Source organism: Sphingomicrobium nitratireducens, from assembly GCF_026157035.1.
Lineage (GTDB): Bacteria > Pseudomonadota > Alphaproteobacteria > Sphingomonadales > Sphingomonadaceae > Sphingomicrobium > Sphingomicrobium nitratireducens.
In genome coordinates this window covers 2,055,026-2,071,916 of sequence record NZ_JANJZA010000001.1, presented here as the reverse complement: position 1 = coordinate 2,071,916, position 16,891 = coordinate 2,055,026, and the positions used below count along the sequence as shown (strand labels likewise).

The following is a 16,891-nucleotide window of genomic DNA, read 5'->3' as shown; positions in this document are numbered from 1 at the left end:
ATTGACGCAGGCGAGCGGGCGGGGCTAGGGGCGGCGCATGACCGACGAGACCAACAAAGAGGGCGAAGGCACCGCCAGCCCCAAGACCGATTTTCCGGACCGCCTCAGCATGGATCCGCGCAGCCCGCATTTCGACCAGGAACTGCTCGAAAAGGGGGTCGGCATTCGTTTCAACGGGGTCGAGAAGGTCAATGTCGAGGAATATTGCCTGTCGGAAGGCTGGATCCGCATTGCCGCGGGCAAGAGCCGCGACCGGCACGGCAACCCGATGACGATCAAGCTCAAGGGCAAGGTCGAGCCCTTCTGGTACGCGGACCAGCAGAAGGAGGGCTAGGCCCTCTCAAGCCCTGACCTAGGCAGCGTAGAGGCGGTCGAGGAAATCGGCCGTGGCGTGCTGCAGCCGTTCGGCATTCTCCGACAGGCGCGCGGCGGCCTCGCTGACCTCGTCCGACAGGCGCGCGGCCTTGTCGGCGGCCTCGGCCACCCCGGTGCAGTGACGCGACATGCTGTCGACCGACAGCGCGCTCTCCTCGGCGGTCTGCTCGATCAGCAGCGACGTATCGCGCTGCTTCTCGACCTCGAATTCGAGCGTCGCGGCATGGTCGAGCAATCGCGCCATCGCCTGCGCGACATCGCTGAACGCGCCTTCCGCGCCCGCCGCCCCTTCGCCGATCGAGCCGATCAGCGTGGCGATTTCCTCGGTCGCGGTACCGGCCTGCGCGGCGAGCCCCTTCACCTCGCCCGCCACGACCGCAAAGCCGCGCCCCGCATCGCCCGCGCGCGCCGCCTCGATGGTGGCGTTGAGGGCGAGGAGGTTGGTCTGGTTGGCGACCCCGCGGATCAATTCCACGAACTGCTGGATGTTTGCCGTGCGTTCGGACAGCACCTTCAGCGACTGGCCGCCCCGGTCGGTCGAACCGCGCGCGGTCTCGCTCAGCGAGCGCTGCTCGCGGCTGGTGTCGGCGACCGACGAAATCGAGCGTGTCAGCGAGACCACGCCCTTGGTGACTTGGTCGGCGCTGTCGGCGGCCATCTTCGCCTGGTGCATCGCATCCGACGCCTGCTGGCCGGTGGTACGCGAGAAGTCGGCCATCGCGCCCGCGCTGTTCTTGAGCTGGGCGGCGGCAGCACCGACCGCAGTGATGATTTCCGAGATCGACCCCTCGAAGCTGGCGGCAAGGTCGTTGACCGCGCGGGCACGCGCCTCGCGCGCGGCCTTTTCCGCTTGCTCGCGGCGAACGCGCTCGTCCGCCATCTTCTCTTCCGCGCGGCGCTGCGCTTCGAGCGCCTCGCGCATCTCGCGGCGCGCCTCGTCGGCCTGTTCGGCCGCGCCGAAGCTGACCGAGCGCGCTTCGCCCTGCTCGTTCAACGCCTCGCTGAACATCGCCGCCATCTTGGACAAAAGCGCCGCCACGACCGCGATCGCGGCGATGTGAATGGGCGTGCGCGACAGCGCGATCCCGTCGGGATAGAGCCAGTAGGGAATGGCGTGACCGACGAGTAGATGGTGGAGCGCGATGCCGGCCGCGCCCAGCACCACCGGGCGCCAGTCGCACATCATCGTGGTCGCGGCGAGGCCGAGGAAAAAGAAGAAGTGCGCCTCGGTCTGCCAGCCCTGGTCCTGCATCATGTAGAGCAGGATTGCCGGCTGCAGCGTCGCCATCAGCGCGATCGTGGTCGAGGAGTAGAAATTGTAGCGTTTGCGCACGGCGGCGAGGTGCGCGATGGCGCTGGTCGCCGCCGACAAGGCAATCGCCGCATTGGGCATGTAGGTCGGCATGAACAGACCGATCGCGAAGAAGGTCGCGCTGCACGCCCAGCAGTACCACACGACCGCCATCATCCCGCGGATGCGGAAGTCTAGCAATTCCTCGTGCGTCTCGGACGCATGGCGGCCCGCGCCGACTATCCTGCCGAGCGGGCCGTCAAACAGTAGGGAGATACCGGAACGCGCCATGCGGCCATCAATGCCGCAAAATGGTTGCGGCTTCCTTTACCGCGGCGCCGGTTCCCGTAGGGAAGGGTTACAGGCCGGGCGTTGCGGGGGTCGCGTCGACCGGATAGGTGCGGACCTTTTTCGCGCGGCGATAGTCCATGTATTTCTTGGCAGCCCAGCCGGCGGTCAGTGCGACACCGAGCGGGCCGAGCCCGCGCTTGGCGATGAAGGGCAGGGCGGTGGCCGCGGCGGCGCCGATGGCCCCGCCGCCAAGCTGCTCGGCGACCCTGCGACCTGCGACGGCGGTGATGATGTTCTTCAGCATGTGAGCGCTCCTTTCGCGCGTGTTTCCATTTGCCAATACGACGCGCGTCTCGCCGATCCGTTCCTCCCCGTCCGCCTGGTCGGCGCAAAATCCCAACGCTTGGTGGGAATTTTCACCACAAGGCCCTTCCGATTGTGGCGCGTGTCGGAGAAAATCTTCATTTTCTGCCAAAAAATCCATTTGGCACGCTCCCTGCATTTGTTTGGGCGAGGCCCACGGCAACAGCCCGGCCTCGCAAAAAGGGAGAAAGAAAATGTTCGGTCACAAGCTCCAGCGCCAGATGCTCGCGATTGTCGCGTCGCTGCTGATGAGCACCATCGTCGTCGGCTCCACCGTGATGCCGACCGATGCCGTCGCCAGCCCGATCCAGAGCGCCACCTATGCCTGATTTGACCCCCATCGAAGCGAAGAAGAAGGTCCGCGTGGCCCAGATCGAGCGCATCGAGCCGATCGCCCCGCGTCCCGCGCCCCGCATGGAGCGCATGGGCACGCAGGTCACCTCGATCCTCTCCGGCCCTATCTTTACCCGGGCCCGCGACATCATCGCCGCCAACGTCAACGAGCTGCTCGACCGCAGCGAGGACCCGGCGAAGATGATCCGCATGATCATCGCGGAGATGGAGGAAGTGCTGGTCGAGGTCCGCGCCACTGCGGCCCGCTCGATCGCCGACATCAAGGAAATGCGCCGCGCCAGCGACCGCCTGCGTTCGCTCGAGACGAGCTGGACCGAGCGGGCCGAACTGGCGCTGTCGAAGGACCGCGAGGATCTCGCCAAGCAGGCCCTGGTCGAAAAGGCCAAGGTCAGCGAGATGATCGAGGGCCTCGGCGAGGAAATCGGCCAGATCGAGGAAGTGCTGCGCGGCTATGAGGCGGATATCGCCAAGCTGCAGAACAAGCTGCGCGAAGCCCGCGCCCGCCAGGCCTCGATCGCCTCGCGGATCGAGAGCGCGATGACCCGCGCGAGGGCCCGCGAAGTGATCTATGGTGAGCGTACCGAGGATGCATTCTCGCGCTTCGAAATGCTCGAGCGCCGCGCCGACCTCGCCGAGGGCCATGCCGAAGCGCTGGGCCTGTCGGGTCCCAAGAGCCTCGAGGACGAAATCGCCGAGTTGCGCACCGCCGAGAAGGTCGATGCCGAGCTCGCGAAGATGAAAGCCGCGCTCGCGGCGAAGAATTAAGGGAAGGAAAAGGGGAACATGGCCAAGGACTATCGCTACTCGCTGGCACGGGCCGACAAGAAACTCGCAGGTGTGTGCGCCCGCATGGGCGACCAGTTCGGGATCGACCCGACCTTCATCCGCGTCGCCTTCGCCGCCACCTTCCTGTTCATCAAGTGGGAAGCCGCGCTGATCGCCTATGTCGCGATGGGCATCTACTATTCGATCCAGCGCAAGCGCGAGGTCGATGCCGGTCGCGGTGCCTACGAAAGCGACTTCGAGAAGATGGCGCGCATCGGCAAGCGCCGTGGTTCGACCCACGACCTGCGCACCAAGCTCGACGATGCCGACCGCCGCATGATGGCGATCGACCACCACCTCAACAGCGCGGACAGCGACGAGCTCGCCCGCGAAATCGAAAAGCTTCGTGAGGAGAAGTGATGATGGATCCGCTCAGCATTGGAATCGTCGGCGCCAGCACCCTTGCAGGGCTTGGCCTCGCCACCTTCGCCGGCCTGCGCGGCTGGACCAACTGGATCGATTACAAGCGGCTCGAACTGGCGACCCGCGGCGGCGACCCCGACCTGCCCCCGGCAGGCGGCCGGATCGAGATCGCGGACCTGAGGGAGCGCGTGCGCAAGCTTGAGGCGATCGCCGAAGGGATCGATCTCTAGGTCTTACAAACCCCCGGAACGGACGCTTCCTCGCTTCCCGCGTCCGGTCCCATGGCGGTCCGGCCCCCTCCTGAAGGCCGGGCCGCCATTTTCTTTCGGCAGGGCGCCGTGCAGGCACGGTTCATCGCCCGCCCACCACGATCCTTCCGACCGTCCCTTGGCATGATACATAGTTACACCTATATCGCGGCCAAGACTGATCCACCCGGAGTTGTTCGTTGATCGTTTCGCTGCTGGCTTCGGCCTCCCTCCTCGCCATCCAGGATGTCCCGCCGTCCGAAGAGAAGGACCCGCCGGTCGAGGACGTGATCGTCATCACCGGCCACGTGATCGAGGGGCTCGACCTCTTGGCAGGCGCCTCGGTGCTCGACGGCGCGGCGCTCCAGCGCAACATGGAGCTCCAGGTCGGCGACACGCTTGCCAGCCTGCCGGGCGTCTCGGCGACCAGCTTCACCCCCGGCGCCTCGCGCCCGGTGCTGCGCGGTTTCCAGGGCGAGCGCATCCGCGTCCTCAATGACGGGCTGGGCGCGATCGACGTCTCCAACACCTCGGCCGACCACGCGGTCACGATCGACCCGCTCACTGCCGAGCGGATCGAGGTCATTCGCGGGCCCGCCGTCCTCATCTTCGGCAGCCAGGCGGTCGGCGGCGCAGTCAACGTGATCGACCGCCGCATCCCGCGCCGCGTACCCGAGGGCGGCTTTCACGGCGACCTGGTCGGCCAGCTTTCGAGCGCCGACGACGGCGTCTCGCTCGGCGCGGCGGCCGACGTGTCGTTGGGCGCAGGCTTCGTGGCCCACGGCGACATCAGCTGGCGCAAGACCGAGGACGTGCGTGTGGGCGACTACGTCATGACGCCTGCCCTGCGCGCGGACCTGCTCGCCCTCGCCGCCGAGGCGGACGAGGAAGGCGAACCCGACGAAGCGGCCGAGGCGCGCGAGGCGGCAGGCCTGCGCGGCGTGCTGCCCAACAGCGCGACCGAACAGACCAGCGGCGCGGTCGGCCTCGCCTGGATCGGCGACCGGGTCGAACTGGGCGCGTCCTACGGGCTCTACGACAGTTTCTATGGCGTCCCGATGCGCCCCGGCGCGGGCCATCACCATGGCGACGGCGAGGACGAGGCAGGGGCCGAAGGCGAGGCGCCTGTTCGCATCGACATGCACCAGGAGCGCCTCGACGCGCGCGCACGCGTGGAGTTCGAGGGCTTTTTCGAAAGCCTCACCGCGCGCTTCGGCATGGCCGATTACGAGCATGTCGAGCTCGAGGGCGAGGAGGTCGGTACGCGCTTTCTCTCCGACGGGATGGAAGGCCGCGTCGAGCTGAAGCAGCGAGACGCGGACGGCTGGCACGGCGCGACCGGCGCGCAATTCTATACGCGCGATTTCGACGCGATCGGGGCGGAAGCCTTCGTGCCCGCCAACACGACCGACCAGTGGGGTATCTTCACGGTGCAGGAATATGCACCGGGCCGCCTCGGTATCGAGGGCGGTGCGCGCATCGAATGGACCGACGTGACCGCCGACACGGTCTCGATCGCGCGCGATTTCACGACCATCTCGGCTGCGCTCGGGCTCAATTACGAGGTGACCGACGACTTCAAGGTCGGCGTCAACGGGTCGCGCGCCGAACGCGCGCCTTCTGCCGAAGAACTCCTGTCCGACGGCCCCCACGTCGCGACCCAGTCCTACGAGCTGGGCGATCCCGATCTGGTGGTCGAGAAGAGCTGGGGAGGGGAAGCGTTTGCTCGCTACGCCGGGCGCCGCGTCGCGGCCTCGGCGACGCTGTGGGCCAACTGGTTTGCCGACTTCATCTATCAGGCCGACACCGGGCTCGAGGAAGACGAACTCCCGCTGTTCGCCTATCGCCAGCAGGACGCGACCTATTGGGGCATCGAGATGGAGGCGAGCGCGACGCTGGCCGAAGGGCTCGACTGGGCGGTGAAAGGCGATCTCGTCGCCGATTATGTCCGCGCGACGCTCGCCGACGGCAACCCGGTGCCGCGCATCCCGCCCTTCCGGCTGGGGCTGGGCCTCACCGGTGAAGTCGGCAATTTCGACGGGCGCATCGAGGTGGAATGGGTCGCCGACCAGAACCGCACCGCAGCCTTCGAGACCGCGACCGACGGTCACACCATGGTCAATGCCTCGCTCGGCTGGCGCCCGTTCGGCCGTGACGAGGAAACGGTGATCTTCGTCTCGGCGAACAACGTCTTCGACGTCGACGCGCGCCGCCATGCGAGCTTCACCAAGGATTTCGTGCCCCTCGCGGGCCGCGACTTCCGCCTGGGAACGCGCTTCAGCTTCTAAGGAGCGGTGCCGGATGCAGGAGTCGAACCCGCGACCTTCGGTTTACAAAACCGCTGCTCTACCGGCTGAGCTAATCCGGCGACCGCGACAGGCGCTCTAGTCTCAAACCACGCCGAACGTCCAGCCCTCCGTGCGCGCGATCTCGCGCGTCAGGCCGCCGGGCATAAACGCGTCCGGTCGGCGCAGCATCCAGCGCATTCCCGCTGCCGTCACCAGCGCGTCTGTATCGTGGTCGCTGAGCGCCGCGTCGCCGTCATAGGGTGCGCTACCCAGCGCCGCCAACGCAGCGTCCAGGCTGGCCCGGTCCCTGATCTTGGTCCCGCGCAGCCCGGCCTTGCGGATGTAGAGCCGCCCGTAAATCTCGACGACCGCGCTGCCCGTCTCGGGGAGCGGGTCGAACGGCCAGACGGGAATGCGCCCGTCGATGCGGTGAAGCAGGCGCATGCCCGCAAAGCTCGCCTTGGCGACCTGCGCCGCGCCGATCGCGTCGTAAACCGTCGCTGCCTTGCCGCCCCCGCCCGCGTTGAAGCGCTTCTCGACGGCGCGGAAATGCATGTAGTCTGCCTTTCGCCCGTCGGCCTTGCCGAAATAGAAATGGGGGCGGTGGACCTGCTCCAGGAAACTTGCAGCGCCAAGATCCTCGTCTTCGCTGTTCGCCTCGACATAGGCCCAGAACGGCTTTGCGCTGGAGGGCACGTCCTCGCCCGGCAGATAGCTCCCGCGCTCGATCCGCGGCGGAGCGAAGGAGAAATCGAACCCGAACAGGGTCGGCTCCTGTTCGGCACGCTCTAGCAACCAGTCGAGCACTTCGCTGCGCGACCAGACATGGTCCGCACGTACGAGGCGCGGAGGATCGCTCCCCCGCGCTTCGGCAATCGAAATCCCCTTGTGGCGGCGGCCCTTCGCGCCCGACCAGTCGATCGCGACGGTCGACGCGAAGGGCGGAGCCGCGGTCACACCAGCGGCGGCTGGCTGTCGTCCTCGCTCGGCGCCTTGCGGATCTGGCGCGGCGGTGGCGGCGGCGCGGGCGGCGTGTCGTGATGCCATTCGTCGAGCATGCGTGCCGCGAAGTCGCGGCCGCCCAGCCCGAAGGCGAGCGCGGTCGCGACTGCGGCCGAGCCGAGGATCAGCCCGAACGCCATCATCACGATCTGGTCGGCCAGCCCCATGAAGGTCAGGCCGATCGCGGTGAACAGGGCGATGATCGCATATTTGACGATCGTCTGGGCGTAGGTGCCTTCGCCCGTGCCCGCACCGACGATGTTCGACAGGATGCGCGCGAGGAACAGGCCGACGACGATGATGACCGTGCCGAAGATGACCTTGCCGCCCAGCTCGGTGATCTGGAACAGCAGGATCGCGACATTGTCGCCGCCCAGCTGGCGCGCGGCTTCCATCGCGGCGACCAGCAGGATCGCGGTGAAGGCGATGAACCCGACAACGCGCGAGGGATTGGATGCGGTCGGCATCACGCCCAGTGCGCGCACGCTGTCGTCGAAGCCCAGGCTCGGCAGCACCGTCTCGATCAGCGTCTTGACCCACTTGCCGATCAGGAAGGCGATCGCCAGCCAGACGAGCGCGGCAAGCACGCGCGGGATGGCCAGCGCGATTGTGTTGAGCATCGCGGTCGCGGGATCGGAAATCGCGCTGATCTCGAGGATCTGGAGCGCGCCGATCGCGGCGAAGATGATGATCAGCGCCGAGACGGTCATGCCGACTGCCTTGGCGATCGAACTGCGCGCGGGCGCCTCGCCCTCGGTGGCGACGCCCTCGCCATCGACCTTGACCGGCGCGGCGCCGACCGAAAGCCCTGCGCGGCTGGCAAGCTTCTCGAGGTTGATCGCGCCCAGCGCCGCCTCGACGACGTGGCGCACGATCCGCGCGAGGATCAACCCGGCGAAGAAGAACAGGCCCGCGCCCAGCAATTTGGGCAGGAAGGCGAATACCTCGTTGGTGAGGTTGGTGACGGGGGTCAGCACGCCGGACAGGCCGAGCGGCTGGAGCGCCGCGATCAGCCCGACCAGCCACACCAGCCAGTAGGCGAGCCGACCCAACTCCTTACCGATGCTCGCGCCGCCCACGCCGGGATCGCGCTTCAACACCGGCATCTTGTCGATCAGCCGCGAGACCGCCCATTGCGCCGCCTTGGCGATGAAATGGGTGGCGATGAGGATGAGGATGGCGAAGAGGACCTTGGGCCCCCATTCGATCAGCTGGTCGCGCCAGTAGGCGGCCGGCGTTTCGGACTGGTACATGACTTCCCCCTTAGAAAGTTACGGGGTCATCATAACCGTTATTATCCGCCTGTCTGCCCCTTCTCGATCTCGGCGCGCCGCTCGTCCCAGTAGCGCAGCCGCTCGGCGATCTTGGCCTCGAAGCCGCGCGGGGAGGGGGCGTAGAAATCCTGGCGCGCCATCTCCTCGGGCCAATAATTGGCGCCCGAAAATCCGTCCTCGGCATCATGGTCGTACGAATAGCCCGCGCCGTAGCCGATGTCCTTCATCAGCTTGGTCGGGGCGTTGAGGATGTTCTGCGGCGGCATCAGGCTTCCCGTTTCCTTCGCGGCGCGGAAGGCGGCCTTCTGCGCCTTGTAGGCGGCATTCGATTTGGGCGCGGTGGCGCAGTAGAGGCAGGCCTGGACGATGGCGAGCTCGCCCTCGGGGCTGCCGAGGAAGTCGTAGGCGTCCTTGGCCGCAAGGCACTGGACCAGCGCATTGGGGTCGGCGAGCCCGATATCCTCGCTGGCGAAGCGCACCAGCCGGCGCAGCACGTAGAGCGGCTCCTCGCCCGCCACCAGCATGCGCGCGAGATAATAGAGCGCGGCCTGCGGATCGCTGCCGCGCAGGCTCTTATGGAGCGCGCTGATGAGGTTGTAGTGGCCTTCGCGATCCTTGTCGTAGACCGCCACGCGGCGCTGGAGCAGCTGGGCGAGCCCGGCCGGATCGAGCGTTTCTTCGAGGCCGAGGTCGAGCAGCGTTTCGACCTGGTTAAGGAGGAAACGCCCGTCGCCGTCGGCGCTCGCGACCAAGGCAGCCCGCGCGTCGTCATCGAGCGGGAGAGTCTTGCCGGTCTCGGCCTCGGCGCGCTCGATCAGGGTGGCGAGCGCCGCCTCGTCCAGCCGGTGGAGGATCAACACCTGCGCGCGGGAGAGGAGCGCGGCGTTCAGTTCGAAGCTGGGATTTTCGGTGGTCGCGCCGACCAGCGTGATCGTGCCGTCCTCGACAAAGGGCAGGAAGCCGTCCTGCTGGGCGCGGTTGAAGCGGTGGATCTCGTCCACGAACAAGAGCGTCTTCTTGCCCGCTTTGGCCATCGTCTTCGCCTCGGCGAAGGCCTTCTTCAGGTCGGCAACGCCCGAAAACACTGCCGAGAGGCTGGCAAAGCGCAGGCCCACCGCATCGGCGAGCAGCCGCGCGATCGAGGTCTTGCCGGTGCCGGGCGGGCCCCACAGGACGATCGAGGACAATTTGCCCGCCGCGACCATCCGCCCGATCGCGCCGTCGGGGCCGGTGAGATGCTCCTGGCCCACCACCTCGCCCAGCGCTCGCGGGCGCAGTCGGTCGGCCAGCGGCGCCCCATCGCCGGGCGTGTCATCGGCCTGCGGGTCGGGCGGGGAATCGGATGCGAACAGGTCGGCCATGTCCCCACGGCTATGCCGAGACTTTTCGACGAACGCCACGCCCGAGGAGTTGAAGATATATCTAGTCGAAGATATATCTCTTGGCGGGAAGCGGTGACGTGAAGAGGAAACACGCGATGAGTCACCATGAATGGAAGTCCGACATCAGGCGGATGAAGAAGCTGGCGCGCCTGGCGCGCGCCAAGGGGCGCGGGTTCGACATGGGATTCGGCCCCGGCGGGCTGCGCTTCAATTTCGATTTCGACGGGCACGGCCCCGGCCGCCATCGCCATCGCCATCGCGGCGAGGGCGGCGGGCGCAGGCGCATGTTCGACAGCGGCGAATTGCGGCTGGTCCTGCTCGCCTTGATCGCCGAGGAGCCGCGCCACGGCTACGACCTCATCCGCGCGCTCGAGGAAAAGACCGGCGGCGGCTATTCGCCTTCGCCCGGTACGGTCTACCCGACGCTGACCCTGCTCGAGGAGATGGGGTTCATCGAAGAGGCCAAGGCCAAGGGCAAGAAGAAGCCGTTCGCGATCACCGACGACGGGACCGCCTATCTCGAGGCCAAGGCCGACGATGTCGCGCGTCTGATGGAGCGGCTCGAACGGCATGGCGAACATCGCGAGCGCGCGGGTTCGCAGCCGATCAAGGCGTCGATCAAGCACCTCATGACGGCCTTCTGGCAGAAAATCTCGCAGGACGGCGCCGACGAGGAGACGATCGCCGAAATCGCGCGCATCCTCGACAAGGCGGCGCGGAAAATCGAGAAAATCTAGGCGGCGTAGCGTTCCGCAACGCGGCGATAGACGTCGAGCACGGCGGCGTTGATGCTGTCCCAGTCGCGGCCGCGCGCGCTTTCGAGCCCGGCCGCGCCATGGGCGGCGCGCAAGCCGGGATCGGCGGCATAGGCGGCGAGCGCGTCGGCGAGCCCCTCGATGTCGTAGGCGGGCGCAAGGCTCCCGCTGACCCCATCCTCGACGAGGCTGGTGGTGCCGGTCGCCGCCACCGCGACCACGGGCAGCGCGCACGCCATCGCCTCGAGCGTGACGTTGCCGAACGTCTCGGTGATCGAGGGGTTGAAGAAGACATCGCTCGACGCGAGCGCGCGGGCGAGGTCGGCGCCCTCCTGGTGCCCGACGAACACCGCGTCGTCGGGCAGCGCGCCCGCGAACCAATCGCGGTGCGGGCCGTCGCCGATGACGAGGACGCGGTGCGAAACGCCCTTCGCCTTCAGGGCGGCGATCGTCTCGGCGAATACGTCGAGCCCCTTTTCCATCACCACGCGGCCGAGGAAGGAGACGACCATTTCGTCGTCCCCGATGCCCTGCGCGCGGCGCCACTCCATGTCGCGGCGTTCGGGGTTGAACTGGTCTCGGTCGATGCCGCGGCTCCAGATCGAGATATCGTCGTTCATGCCCTGCTCGCGCAACACGTCGAGCGACGATTGGGCCGGGACGACCAGCGCGTCGCAGCGATTATAGAGGCGCTTCAATCCCTTGCAGATCAGGGGCTCGAGGAACTTGAGGCGATAATATTGGAAATAGGTCTCGAAACGCGTGTGAACCGAGCCGACCCGCCCGATGCCGCGCTTCTTCGCCCAGGTGACCGCGCGGTGTGCGGCGATGTCGGGGCTGCCGATATGGACGATGTTGGGAGCGAAGGCCTCGAGGTCGCGGCGCACGCGTGGCGGCAGGCCCATCGGGTATCGATACTCCCACCGGCCCGGGATCGGGAGCGCGGGGACGTGGACAAGATCGCCGGTCGCGGGAAAGGCGGGATTTTTCACCGTCGGCGCATAGACACGCACCTTGACGCCCTGGCGCAGCAGATAATCGACGAGGCGGTTCAGCGCCTGGTTCGCGCCATCGCGAACATAATTATAGTTGCCCGTGAAAAGGGCGATACGCATGTCGCTCGGCTTCATGGATTGGGGGCTTAGCGGCTTGCAGGGGCGCGCGGCAAGCATTGGCGCGACGGCGCGGCGCGGCTAGCCTTGCGCGATGGCAAGCGTCGCACTCAAGCAAGGACTTCCCCCGGTCGGCGCAGCGCGCCCACGCCTTCTCATTCTCGGGAGCCTTCCGGGCGAACGCTCGCTCGCCGAGGCGCGCTATTACGCCCACCCGCGCAATCTCTTCTGGAAGCTGCTCGGCGGGGCGATCGGTGACGAAATGGAAGCGCTGGACTACGAGGTGCGGCTGGAGCGACTGGCCGTTCGCGGCATCGCCCTGTGGGACGTTGTCGGCAGGGCCGAGCGTTCCGGCAGCCTCGACAGCGCGATCAGGCGCGCCGAGCCCAATCCGCTCGCCGACTATGTCGCCGGGCAGGAGCAGCTTCGCGCCATCGCCTTCAACGGCGCGAAGGCGGCAACGCTCGGGCGGCGCGTGCTTGAGGGCATCGAGGCGGCCCTTGTCGATCTTCCTTCATCCAGCCCCGCTCACGCGCGCATGACCTATGCGGCCAAGGCGGAAAAATGGGCCGTGCTCGCCGAACATGCTGGCGCTCCGCCGCGAGGGGCCTAGTATGGCGCTCATGGACGACACCGAAATCGACGATATCGAGGCCGAGGACGAGGAAGGCCGGCAGCGGCTGACCATGGTCGACGAGGCGCTGGTGGCGGGCAATATCGCCAATACCAACGGGCTCCTCGTGATCCTCGCGCGCCTCGTCGCGCGCGGCGTGTTCGACCAGGAAGACCTCCAGGCCTTCTCGGACAGCTATTCCAAGCCGCTAGACCATGAGGGCATGCGCGAGAACGAGCTGATCAGCCAGATGCAGGACCAGATGGAAGCGACGCTCGCCCAGTTGATGCATTTCCTCGCGGGGCAGGAGCAGTAACCATGTCCTGGCTGGCTGGGATCGGCTTGTTCGTGGCGACCGTCGCGGCGATGGAAGGCGTCGCCTATGTCGCGCATCGCTGGGTGATGCACGGGCGGCTTGGCTGGATCCTCCACGAAAGCCACCACCGCGAGCGGACGGGTCGGTTCGAACTCAACGACCTCTACGCCGCGATCTTCGCGGTGCCCTCGATCGTGCTGCTCTACGGCGGGGTGCAGGCGGGCTGGGGCGACTGGGCGACCTGGGTCGGCGCGGGCATCGCCGCCTATGGCGCCATCTATTTCGGCTTCCACGACGTCATCGTCCACAACCGCGTCGCGCACCGCATCGTCCCGCGCTCGACCTATTTCAAGCGGATCGTCCAGGCGCACCGCATCCACCACGCGGTCGAGAGCCGCGAGGGCGCGGTCAGCTTCGGCTTCATCTACGCGCCGCCGGTCGAGAAATTGAAGGGCGCCCTCAAGCGCCGCGACGAGGCCGAGATCAGGTCGCCGAGGGGCGCGTCCACAGCCCCGCGCGACTGACGTCCCGCGCCGGGGCCATCGCGTCACCGAACGCTCTTAGTACCAACCACGCCTTTTCGCCTTTGGGCACGACGATGCGGCTGTCCCAAGCCCTCTCGCCGAGTTCGCGCGCCTGTTCGGCAACGCGGCCGTAGATGCGCGCGGCGGCCAGCACAGCCCAGCGGCTGCGAAACGGCAGGCGAGCCGCCCCGACCTTGGAGGAGGCGCGATAGGTGTCGGCAAGATCGGCCAGCCGCCGCGCCATGCGCGCGAGAGCAGGGCGGTGGCCCGGGTCGGCAAGCTCGCCCTCCGTCAGGCCTTCCTCGCGCAGCCACTGGGCGGGCAGGTAGGTGCGCCCGACCTTGGCGTCCTCGACGAGGTCGCGCGCGATATTGGCGAGCTGGAAGGCGATACCGAGGTCTGCGGCGCGGTCGAGCGTGTCGGTCTCGTCCGGCTCGACGCCCATCACGTGCGCCATCATCACGCCCACCGCGCCCGCGACCTGGTAGCAGTAGGAGAGGAGGTCCTCGCTCTTCTCGGGCCGCCAACCCGCCGCGTCGCGCGCGAAGCCCGCAAGGTGATCGCGCGTCACTGCAGGCGGGATGCCGGTCTCCTCCGCCACCAGCGCCAGCGCGTCGAACGGGGCAAGCCCGGTCGGCTCGCCCGCGAGCGCGGCGGCGGTCTTCTCCTCGATGAAGGAGATGCGCGCCTGCGGGTCGGGCGGGGGCGCGGCGTCGTGGCCGAGCGTCTGCCCGTCGGTAATGTCGTCGCACGCGCGGCACCAGCTGTAGAGCAGCCAGCTGCGTTCGCGCGTGTCGCGGTCGAACAGCTGGCTGGCGAAGCGGAAACTCTTCGAACCGGCCGCGATGATGCGCTGCGCCTCCTCGACCAGCCGGGCGCGCCGCTCATCCATCGATCATCAGCCTTGCGGTCGCCTCGGCGCTGCCGACCACACCCGGGATGCCTGCGCCCGGATGCGTACCCGCGCCGACGAAATAGAGGTTGGAGATCTCGTTGTCGCGATTGTGGACGCGGAACCAGGCCGACTGGGTCAGCACGGGCTCGAGGCTGAAGGCCGAACCCAGATGCGCGAACAGGTCGCTCTCGAAATCGGCGGGCGTATAGTGGAAGCGGGTGCGGATACGGCTGCGGAGTTCCGGGATCAGCCGTTCCTCCAGCGTGTCGAGGATGGTCTCGGCATAGGCTTCGCCCTGGGCCTGCCAGTCGACGTCGGCGCGCCCGCGATGCGGGACGGGAGCGAGCGCGTAGAAGGTCGAGCAGCCCTCGGGCGCCATCGACGGGTCGGTCCTGGTCGGGTGATGGAGGTAGAGCGCCGGGTCGGGCGCCAGCCTGCCGCGGTCGTAAATGTCGCCGAGCAGCCCTTTGTAGCGCGGCCCGAACAGGATCATGTGGTGCGGGATTTCGGGGAAGCTGCCCTCGAGCCCGAAGTGGAGCACGAACAGGCTCGGCGAGAATTTCTTCTTCGCCAGCCGCTTCGCCTCGCTTTTCCCGCGCGCGTGATCGAGCAGTCGGTAGGTCGCGACCACGTCGCCGTTGCTCGCCACCATGTCGGCGTCCGCCGACCAGCCGCTGGCCGTCCTCACCCCGCTCGCGCGCCCGTTCCTAGTCGCGATCGACGTGACCGGATCGCCCAGTCGCAGCGTTCCGCCCAGCCGCTCGAACAAGGCCACCATCCCCGCGACGAGGCGGTTGGTGCCGCCTTTGGCGAACCATACCCCGCCATCGCGCTCGAGCTTGTGAATGAGGGCATAGATAGACGAGCAGGTGAACGGATTGCCCCCCACAAGCAGCGTGTGGAACGAAAATGCCTGCCGCAAATGTTCTTCGCGCACAAACTTTGCAACGATGGAATAGACGCTCCGCCACGCCTGGTAGCGCGCCAGCGCGGGCGCGGCCTTCAGCATGTCGGTGAGTTTGAGGAAGGCCTTGGTGCCGAGCTTCTCGTAGCCCTCGCGAAAAACGCCTTCCGAATAGTCGAGGAAGCGTTTGTACCCGTCGACATCGCGCGGCTCCAGCGCGGCGATCTGCTCCATCAGCCGCGTTTCGTCATTGGTGTAGTCGAAGCGCGTCCCGTCGGGCCAGTCGAGTGCGTAGAAGGGATCGACGGGCACGAGGTCGACATCGCGCGCCATGTCCTGCCCCGACAGCGCCCACAGCCGCTTCAGGCAATCAGGATCGGTGATGACGGTCGGCCCGGCGTCGAACACGTGACCGTCGCGTTCCCAGAAATAGGCCCGCCCGCCCGGCTTGTCGCGCGCCTCGACGATGGTCGTCGCGATGCCGGCGGATTGCAGGCGGATGGCGAGCGCCAGCCCGCCGAAGCCCGATCCGATGACGATGGCGCGCTGCTTGGAATCCTCGCTCACTCGCGCTCCAGGATAGCGCCGATGGCGCGGCCGATCGGCACGGGCGGTTTTCCGGCAAGGATGCGAAAGCGGTCCATTATGCTCGACCTGCCCGCATAGAATCGCGCTATCAACCCCTCCTCAAGCCCGTAGAAGCGTTCGAGGATGCGATAGCGGTCGCCCGGATCGGCCGCGCCGAGCAGCATCCGCGCGAGCACCCGCTCGAAACCCGACCGCCGCCAATGCGCCCGCGCCATCGCTCTCGCTGCCTTGCCGAGCGCCTCGCCCCCGACCGGCATGCGCTGCGTCAGCCACGAGGCGAAACGCACCGCATCGGGCAGCGAATAGCTGGTGAGGTGATGGAACAGCCCCGCGCGCACCCCCGCGCGAGCGAGCGGGTCGCTATCGGGCCACAGCGCGTCGAAATCGCCCGACTTCACCACCGGCAGCACGCCCGTTTCCTCGCGTTCGATCGCGTCGACCTTCCAGCCCTTCGCGGCGGCATAGAGGTCGAGCCGCCGCCCGAGCGCTGCCGCGTCCAGCTCGGGGCGGTCGTGATAATAAGTGTCCTCGACGAACAGATGCGTCTCGTCGAAGGGCAAGAGGTAGACGAAGCGGTATCCGTCGGACTGGTCGACGTCGGCGTCCATGATGACCGGCCGCTCGACGCCGTGCCCGCCCTCGATTACCAGCATCCGGCCGAGGAATTTCTGGTAGCCGCAGGCGATGCCCTCGGGCGGCTTGTCGAGGCCGCGCGCATCGAGCACCGCCTTGGCCTCGAGCCGCTTCCCGTCGGCGAGGACGACGTGGCCCGGCCCCGCCTCGCGCACCTCGCCCCGCAAGACCGCATCCGCTCCGAGTGCGGTCCGCACCACGCTGTCGAGCCGCTCGCTGGTGATGCTGTTGTAACCACTGGACAGGCGGCGCGTGCGATGGGGAAACCGGACTTCGTTCCCATTCCAGTGCCGAACCACCAGCGGGTCGAGCCAGGCGCGGTCTTCTTGCGCCACATCGCTGTCGAAAAAAGACCAGACATGGTTGCCGCCCAGCGCCTCGCCCTGCTCGACGAGCAGTACATCAAGGTCGCTCTTGCGGTCGCGAAGCGCCAGCGCCGCCAACGATCCCGCCAGCCCGCCGCCGAGGATGATGAGATCGTGCCCGCCTGCCATC

19 protein-coding genes and 1 tRNA gene are annotated in these 16,891 nt (G+C 67.4%); 10 read left to right on the top strand and 10 right to left on the bottom strand.

Annotated features, from left to right (window positions below; all coding sequences use genetic code 11):
* Window positions 1–37: 37 nt before the first annotated feature.
* Window positions 38–334, top strand: coding sequence for a DUF3297 family protein (locus NNY25_RS10530; RefSeq protein WP_265571389.1), 297 nt, complete (start codon window positions 38–40; stop codon window positions 332–334).
* Window positions 335–352: 18 nt separating this feature from the next.
* On the opposite strand, the gene NNY25_RS11530 is transcribed toward NNY25_RS10530, so the two are convergent.
* Window positions 353–1,957, bottom strand: a complete 1,605-nt coding sequence (locus NNY25_RS11530) for a methyl-accepting chemotaxis protein (protein WP_276591673.1) — start codon at window positions 1,955–1,957, stop codon at window positions 353–355.
* A gap of 67 nt (window positions 1,958–2,024) precedes the next feature.
* Window positions 2,025–2,261 carry a hypothetical protein gene (locus tag NNY25_RS10520; protein WP_265571388.1) on the bottom strand — a complete coding sequence of 79 codons (237 nt, stop codon included), beginning with the start codon at window positions 2,259–2,261 and terminating at the stop codon, window positions 2,025–2,027.
* 253 nt (window positions 2,262–2,514) lie between these two features.
* Here NNY25_RS10520 and NNY25_RS10515 point away from each other — a divergent pair, with 253 nt between their 5' ends.
* The 5 genes from NNY25_RS10515 to NNY25_RS10495 all read left to right on the top strand — a co-directional run bounded on the left by NNY25_RS10515 (window position 2,515) and on the right by NNY25_RS10495 (window position 6,398).
* A complete protein-coding gene (locus NNY25_RS10515) occupies window positions 2,515–2,649 on the top strand; it encodes a hypothetical protein (RefSeq protein WP_265571386.1) in 135 nt (44 codons plus the stop codon).
* Between the two features lie 94 nt (window positions 2,650–2,743).
* A complete protein-coding gene (pspA, locus tag NNY25_RS10510; protein WP_265571535.1) occupies window positions 2,744–3,439 on the top strand; it encodes a phage shock protein PspA in 696 nt (231 codons plus the stop codon).
* A gap of 18 nt (window positions 3,440–3,457) precedes the next feature.
* Window positions 3,458–3,859, top strand: coding sequence for a PspC domain-containing protein (locus tag NNY25_RS10505; protein ID WP_265571384.1), 402 nt, complete (start codon window positions 3,458–3,460; stop codon window positions 3,857–3,859).
* Window positions 3,859–4,092 (top strand): hypothetical protein, encoded by a 234-nt coding sequence (locus tag NNY25_RS10500; RefSeq protein ID WP_265571382.1) that lies wholly within the window; start codon window positions 3,859–3,861, stop codon window positions 4,090–4,092. Before NNY25_RS10505 ends, NNY25_RS10500 begins: the two co-directional genes overlap by 1 nt.
* A 218-nt stretch (window positions 4,093–4,310) precedes the next feature.
* A complete protein-coding gene (locus tag NNY25_RS10495) occupies window positions 4,311–6,398 on the top strand; it encodes a TonB-dependent receptor (RefSeq protein WP_265571381.1) in 2,088 nt (695 codons plus the stop codon).
* A gap of 7 nt (window positions 6,399–6,405) precedes the next feature.
* On the opposite strand, the gene NNY25_RS10490 is transcribed toward NNY25_RS10495, so the two are convergent.
* The 4 genes from NNY25_RS10490 to NNY25_RS10475 form a co-directional block, all read right to left on the bottom strand.
* A tRNA-Thr gene (locus NNY25_RS10490) sits at window positions 6,406–6,478 on the bottom strand.
* A gap of 22 nt (window positions 6,479–6,500) precedes the next feature.
* A complete protein-coding gene (locus NNY25_RS10485; RefSeq protein ID WP_265571380.1) occupies window positions 6,501–7,355 on the bottom strand; it encodes a hypothetical protein in 855 nt (284 codons plus the stop codon).
* Window positions 7,352–8,653 (bottom strand): mechanosensitive ion channel, encoded by a 1,302-nt coding sequence (locus NNY25_RS10480; RefSeq protein ID WP_265571379.1) that lies wholly within the window; start codon window positions 8,651–8,653, stop codon window positions 7,352–7,354. Before NNY25_RS10480 ends, NNY25_RS10485 begins: the two co-directional genes overlap by 4 nt.
* A gap of 41 nt (window positions 8,654–8,694) precedes the next feature.
* Window positions 8,695–10,035 carry a replication-associated recombination protein A gene (locus NNY25_RS10475; RefSeq protein ID WP_265571378.1) on the bottom strand — a complete coding sequence of 447 codons (1,341 nt, stop codon included), beginning with the start codon at window positions 10,033–10,035 and terminating at the stop codon, window positions 8,695–8,697.
* Between the two features lie 116 nt (window positions 10,036–10,151).
* Between NNY25_RS10475 and NNY25_RS10470 the strand changes: the two genes are divergently transcribed.
* The gene (locus tag NNY25_RS10470) at window positions 10,152–10,793 is read left to right on the top strand and encodes a PadR family transcriptional regulator (protein WP_265571376.1); all 642 of its coding nucleotides are present in this window, start codon (window positions 10,152–10,154) and stop codon (window positions 10,791–10,793) included.
* Here NNY25_RS10470 and NNY25_RS10465 read toward each other — a convergent pair.
* Window positions 10,790–11,941: a glycosyltransferase family 4 protein gene (locus NNY25_RS10465; RefSeq protein ID WP_265571374.1), complete on the bottom strand. Its 1,152-nt coding sequence runs from the start codon at window positions 11,939–11,941 to the stop codon at window positions 10,790–10,792. The genes NNY25_RS10470 and NNY25_RS10465 overlap by 4 nt on opposite strands.
* A 76-nt stretch (window positions 11,942–12,017) precedes the next feature.
* On the opposite strand from NNY25_RS10465, the gene NNY25_RS10460 reads away from it, so the two are divergent.
* The 3 genes from NNY25_RS10460 to NNY25_RS10450 are packed head-to-tail and all read left to right on the top strand — an operon-like array spanning window position 12,018 to window position 13,376.
* Window positions 12,018–12,536 (top strand): DNA-deoxyinosine glycosylase, encoded by a 519-nt coding sequence (locus NNY25_RS10460; protein ID WP_265571373.1) that lies wholly within the window; start codon window positions 12,018–12,020, stop codon window positions 12,534–12,536.
* 10 nt (window positions 12,537–12,546) lie between these two features.
* The gene (locus NNY25_RS10455) at window positions 12,547–12,852 is read left to right on the top strand and encodes a hypothetical protein (protein WP_265571372.1); all 306 of its coding nucleotides are present in this window, start codon (window positions 12,547–12,549) and stop codon (window positions 12,850–12,852) included.
* A gap of 2 nt (window positions 12,853–12,854) precedes the next feature.
* The gene (locus tag NNY25_RS10450) at window positions 12,855–13,376 is read left to right on the top strand and encodes a sterol desaturase family protein (protein WP_265571371.1); all 522 of its coding nucleotides are present in this window, start codon (window positions 12,855–12,857) and stop codon (window positions 13,374–13,376) included.
* On the opposite strand, the gene NNY25_RS10445 is transcribed toward NNY25_RS10450, so the two are convergent.
* The 3 genes from NNY25_RS10445 to crtY are packed head-to-tail and all read right to left on the bottom strand — an operon-like array spanning window position 13,336 to window position 16,890.
* On the bottom strand, window positions 13,336–14,268 hold the full coding sequence (locus NNY25_RS10445; protein ID WP_265571370.1) for a phytoene/squalene synthase family protein: 933 nt from the start codon (window positions 14,266–14,268) through the stop codon (window positions 13,336–13,338). The two genes, NNY25_RS10450 and NNY25_RS10445, sit on opposite strands and share 41 nt — an antisense overlap.
* Window positions 14,261–15,742, bottom strand: coding sequence for a phytoene desaturase (locus NNY25_RS10440; protein ID WP_265571369.1), 1,482 nt, complete (start codon window positions 15,740–15,742; stop codon window positions 14,261–14,263). The genes NNY25_RS10445 and NNY25_RS10440 overlap by 8 nt, the downstream gene beginning before the upstream one ends.
* Window positions 15,739–16,890, bottom strand: a complete 1,152-nt coding sequence (crtY, locus tag NNY25_RS10435; protein ID WP_265571367.1) for a lycopene beta-cyclase CrtY — start codon at window positions 16,888–16,890, stop codon at window positions 15,739–15,741. The genes NNY25_RS10440 and crtY overlap by 4 nt, the downstream gene beginning before the upstream one ends.
* Window position 16,891 lies beyond the last annotated feature (1 nt).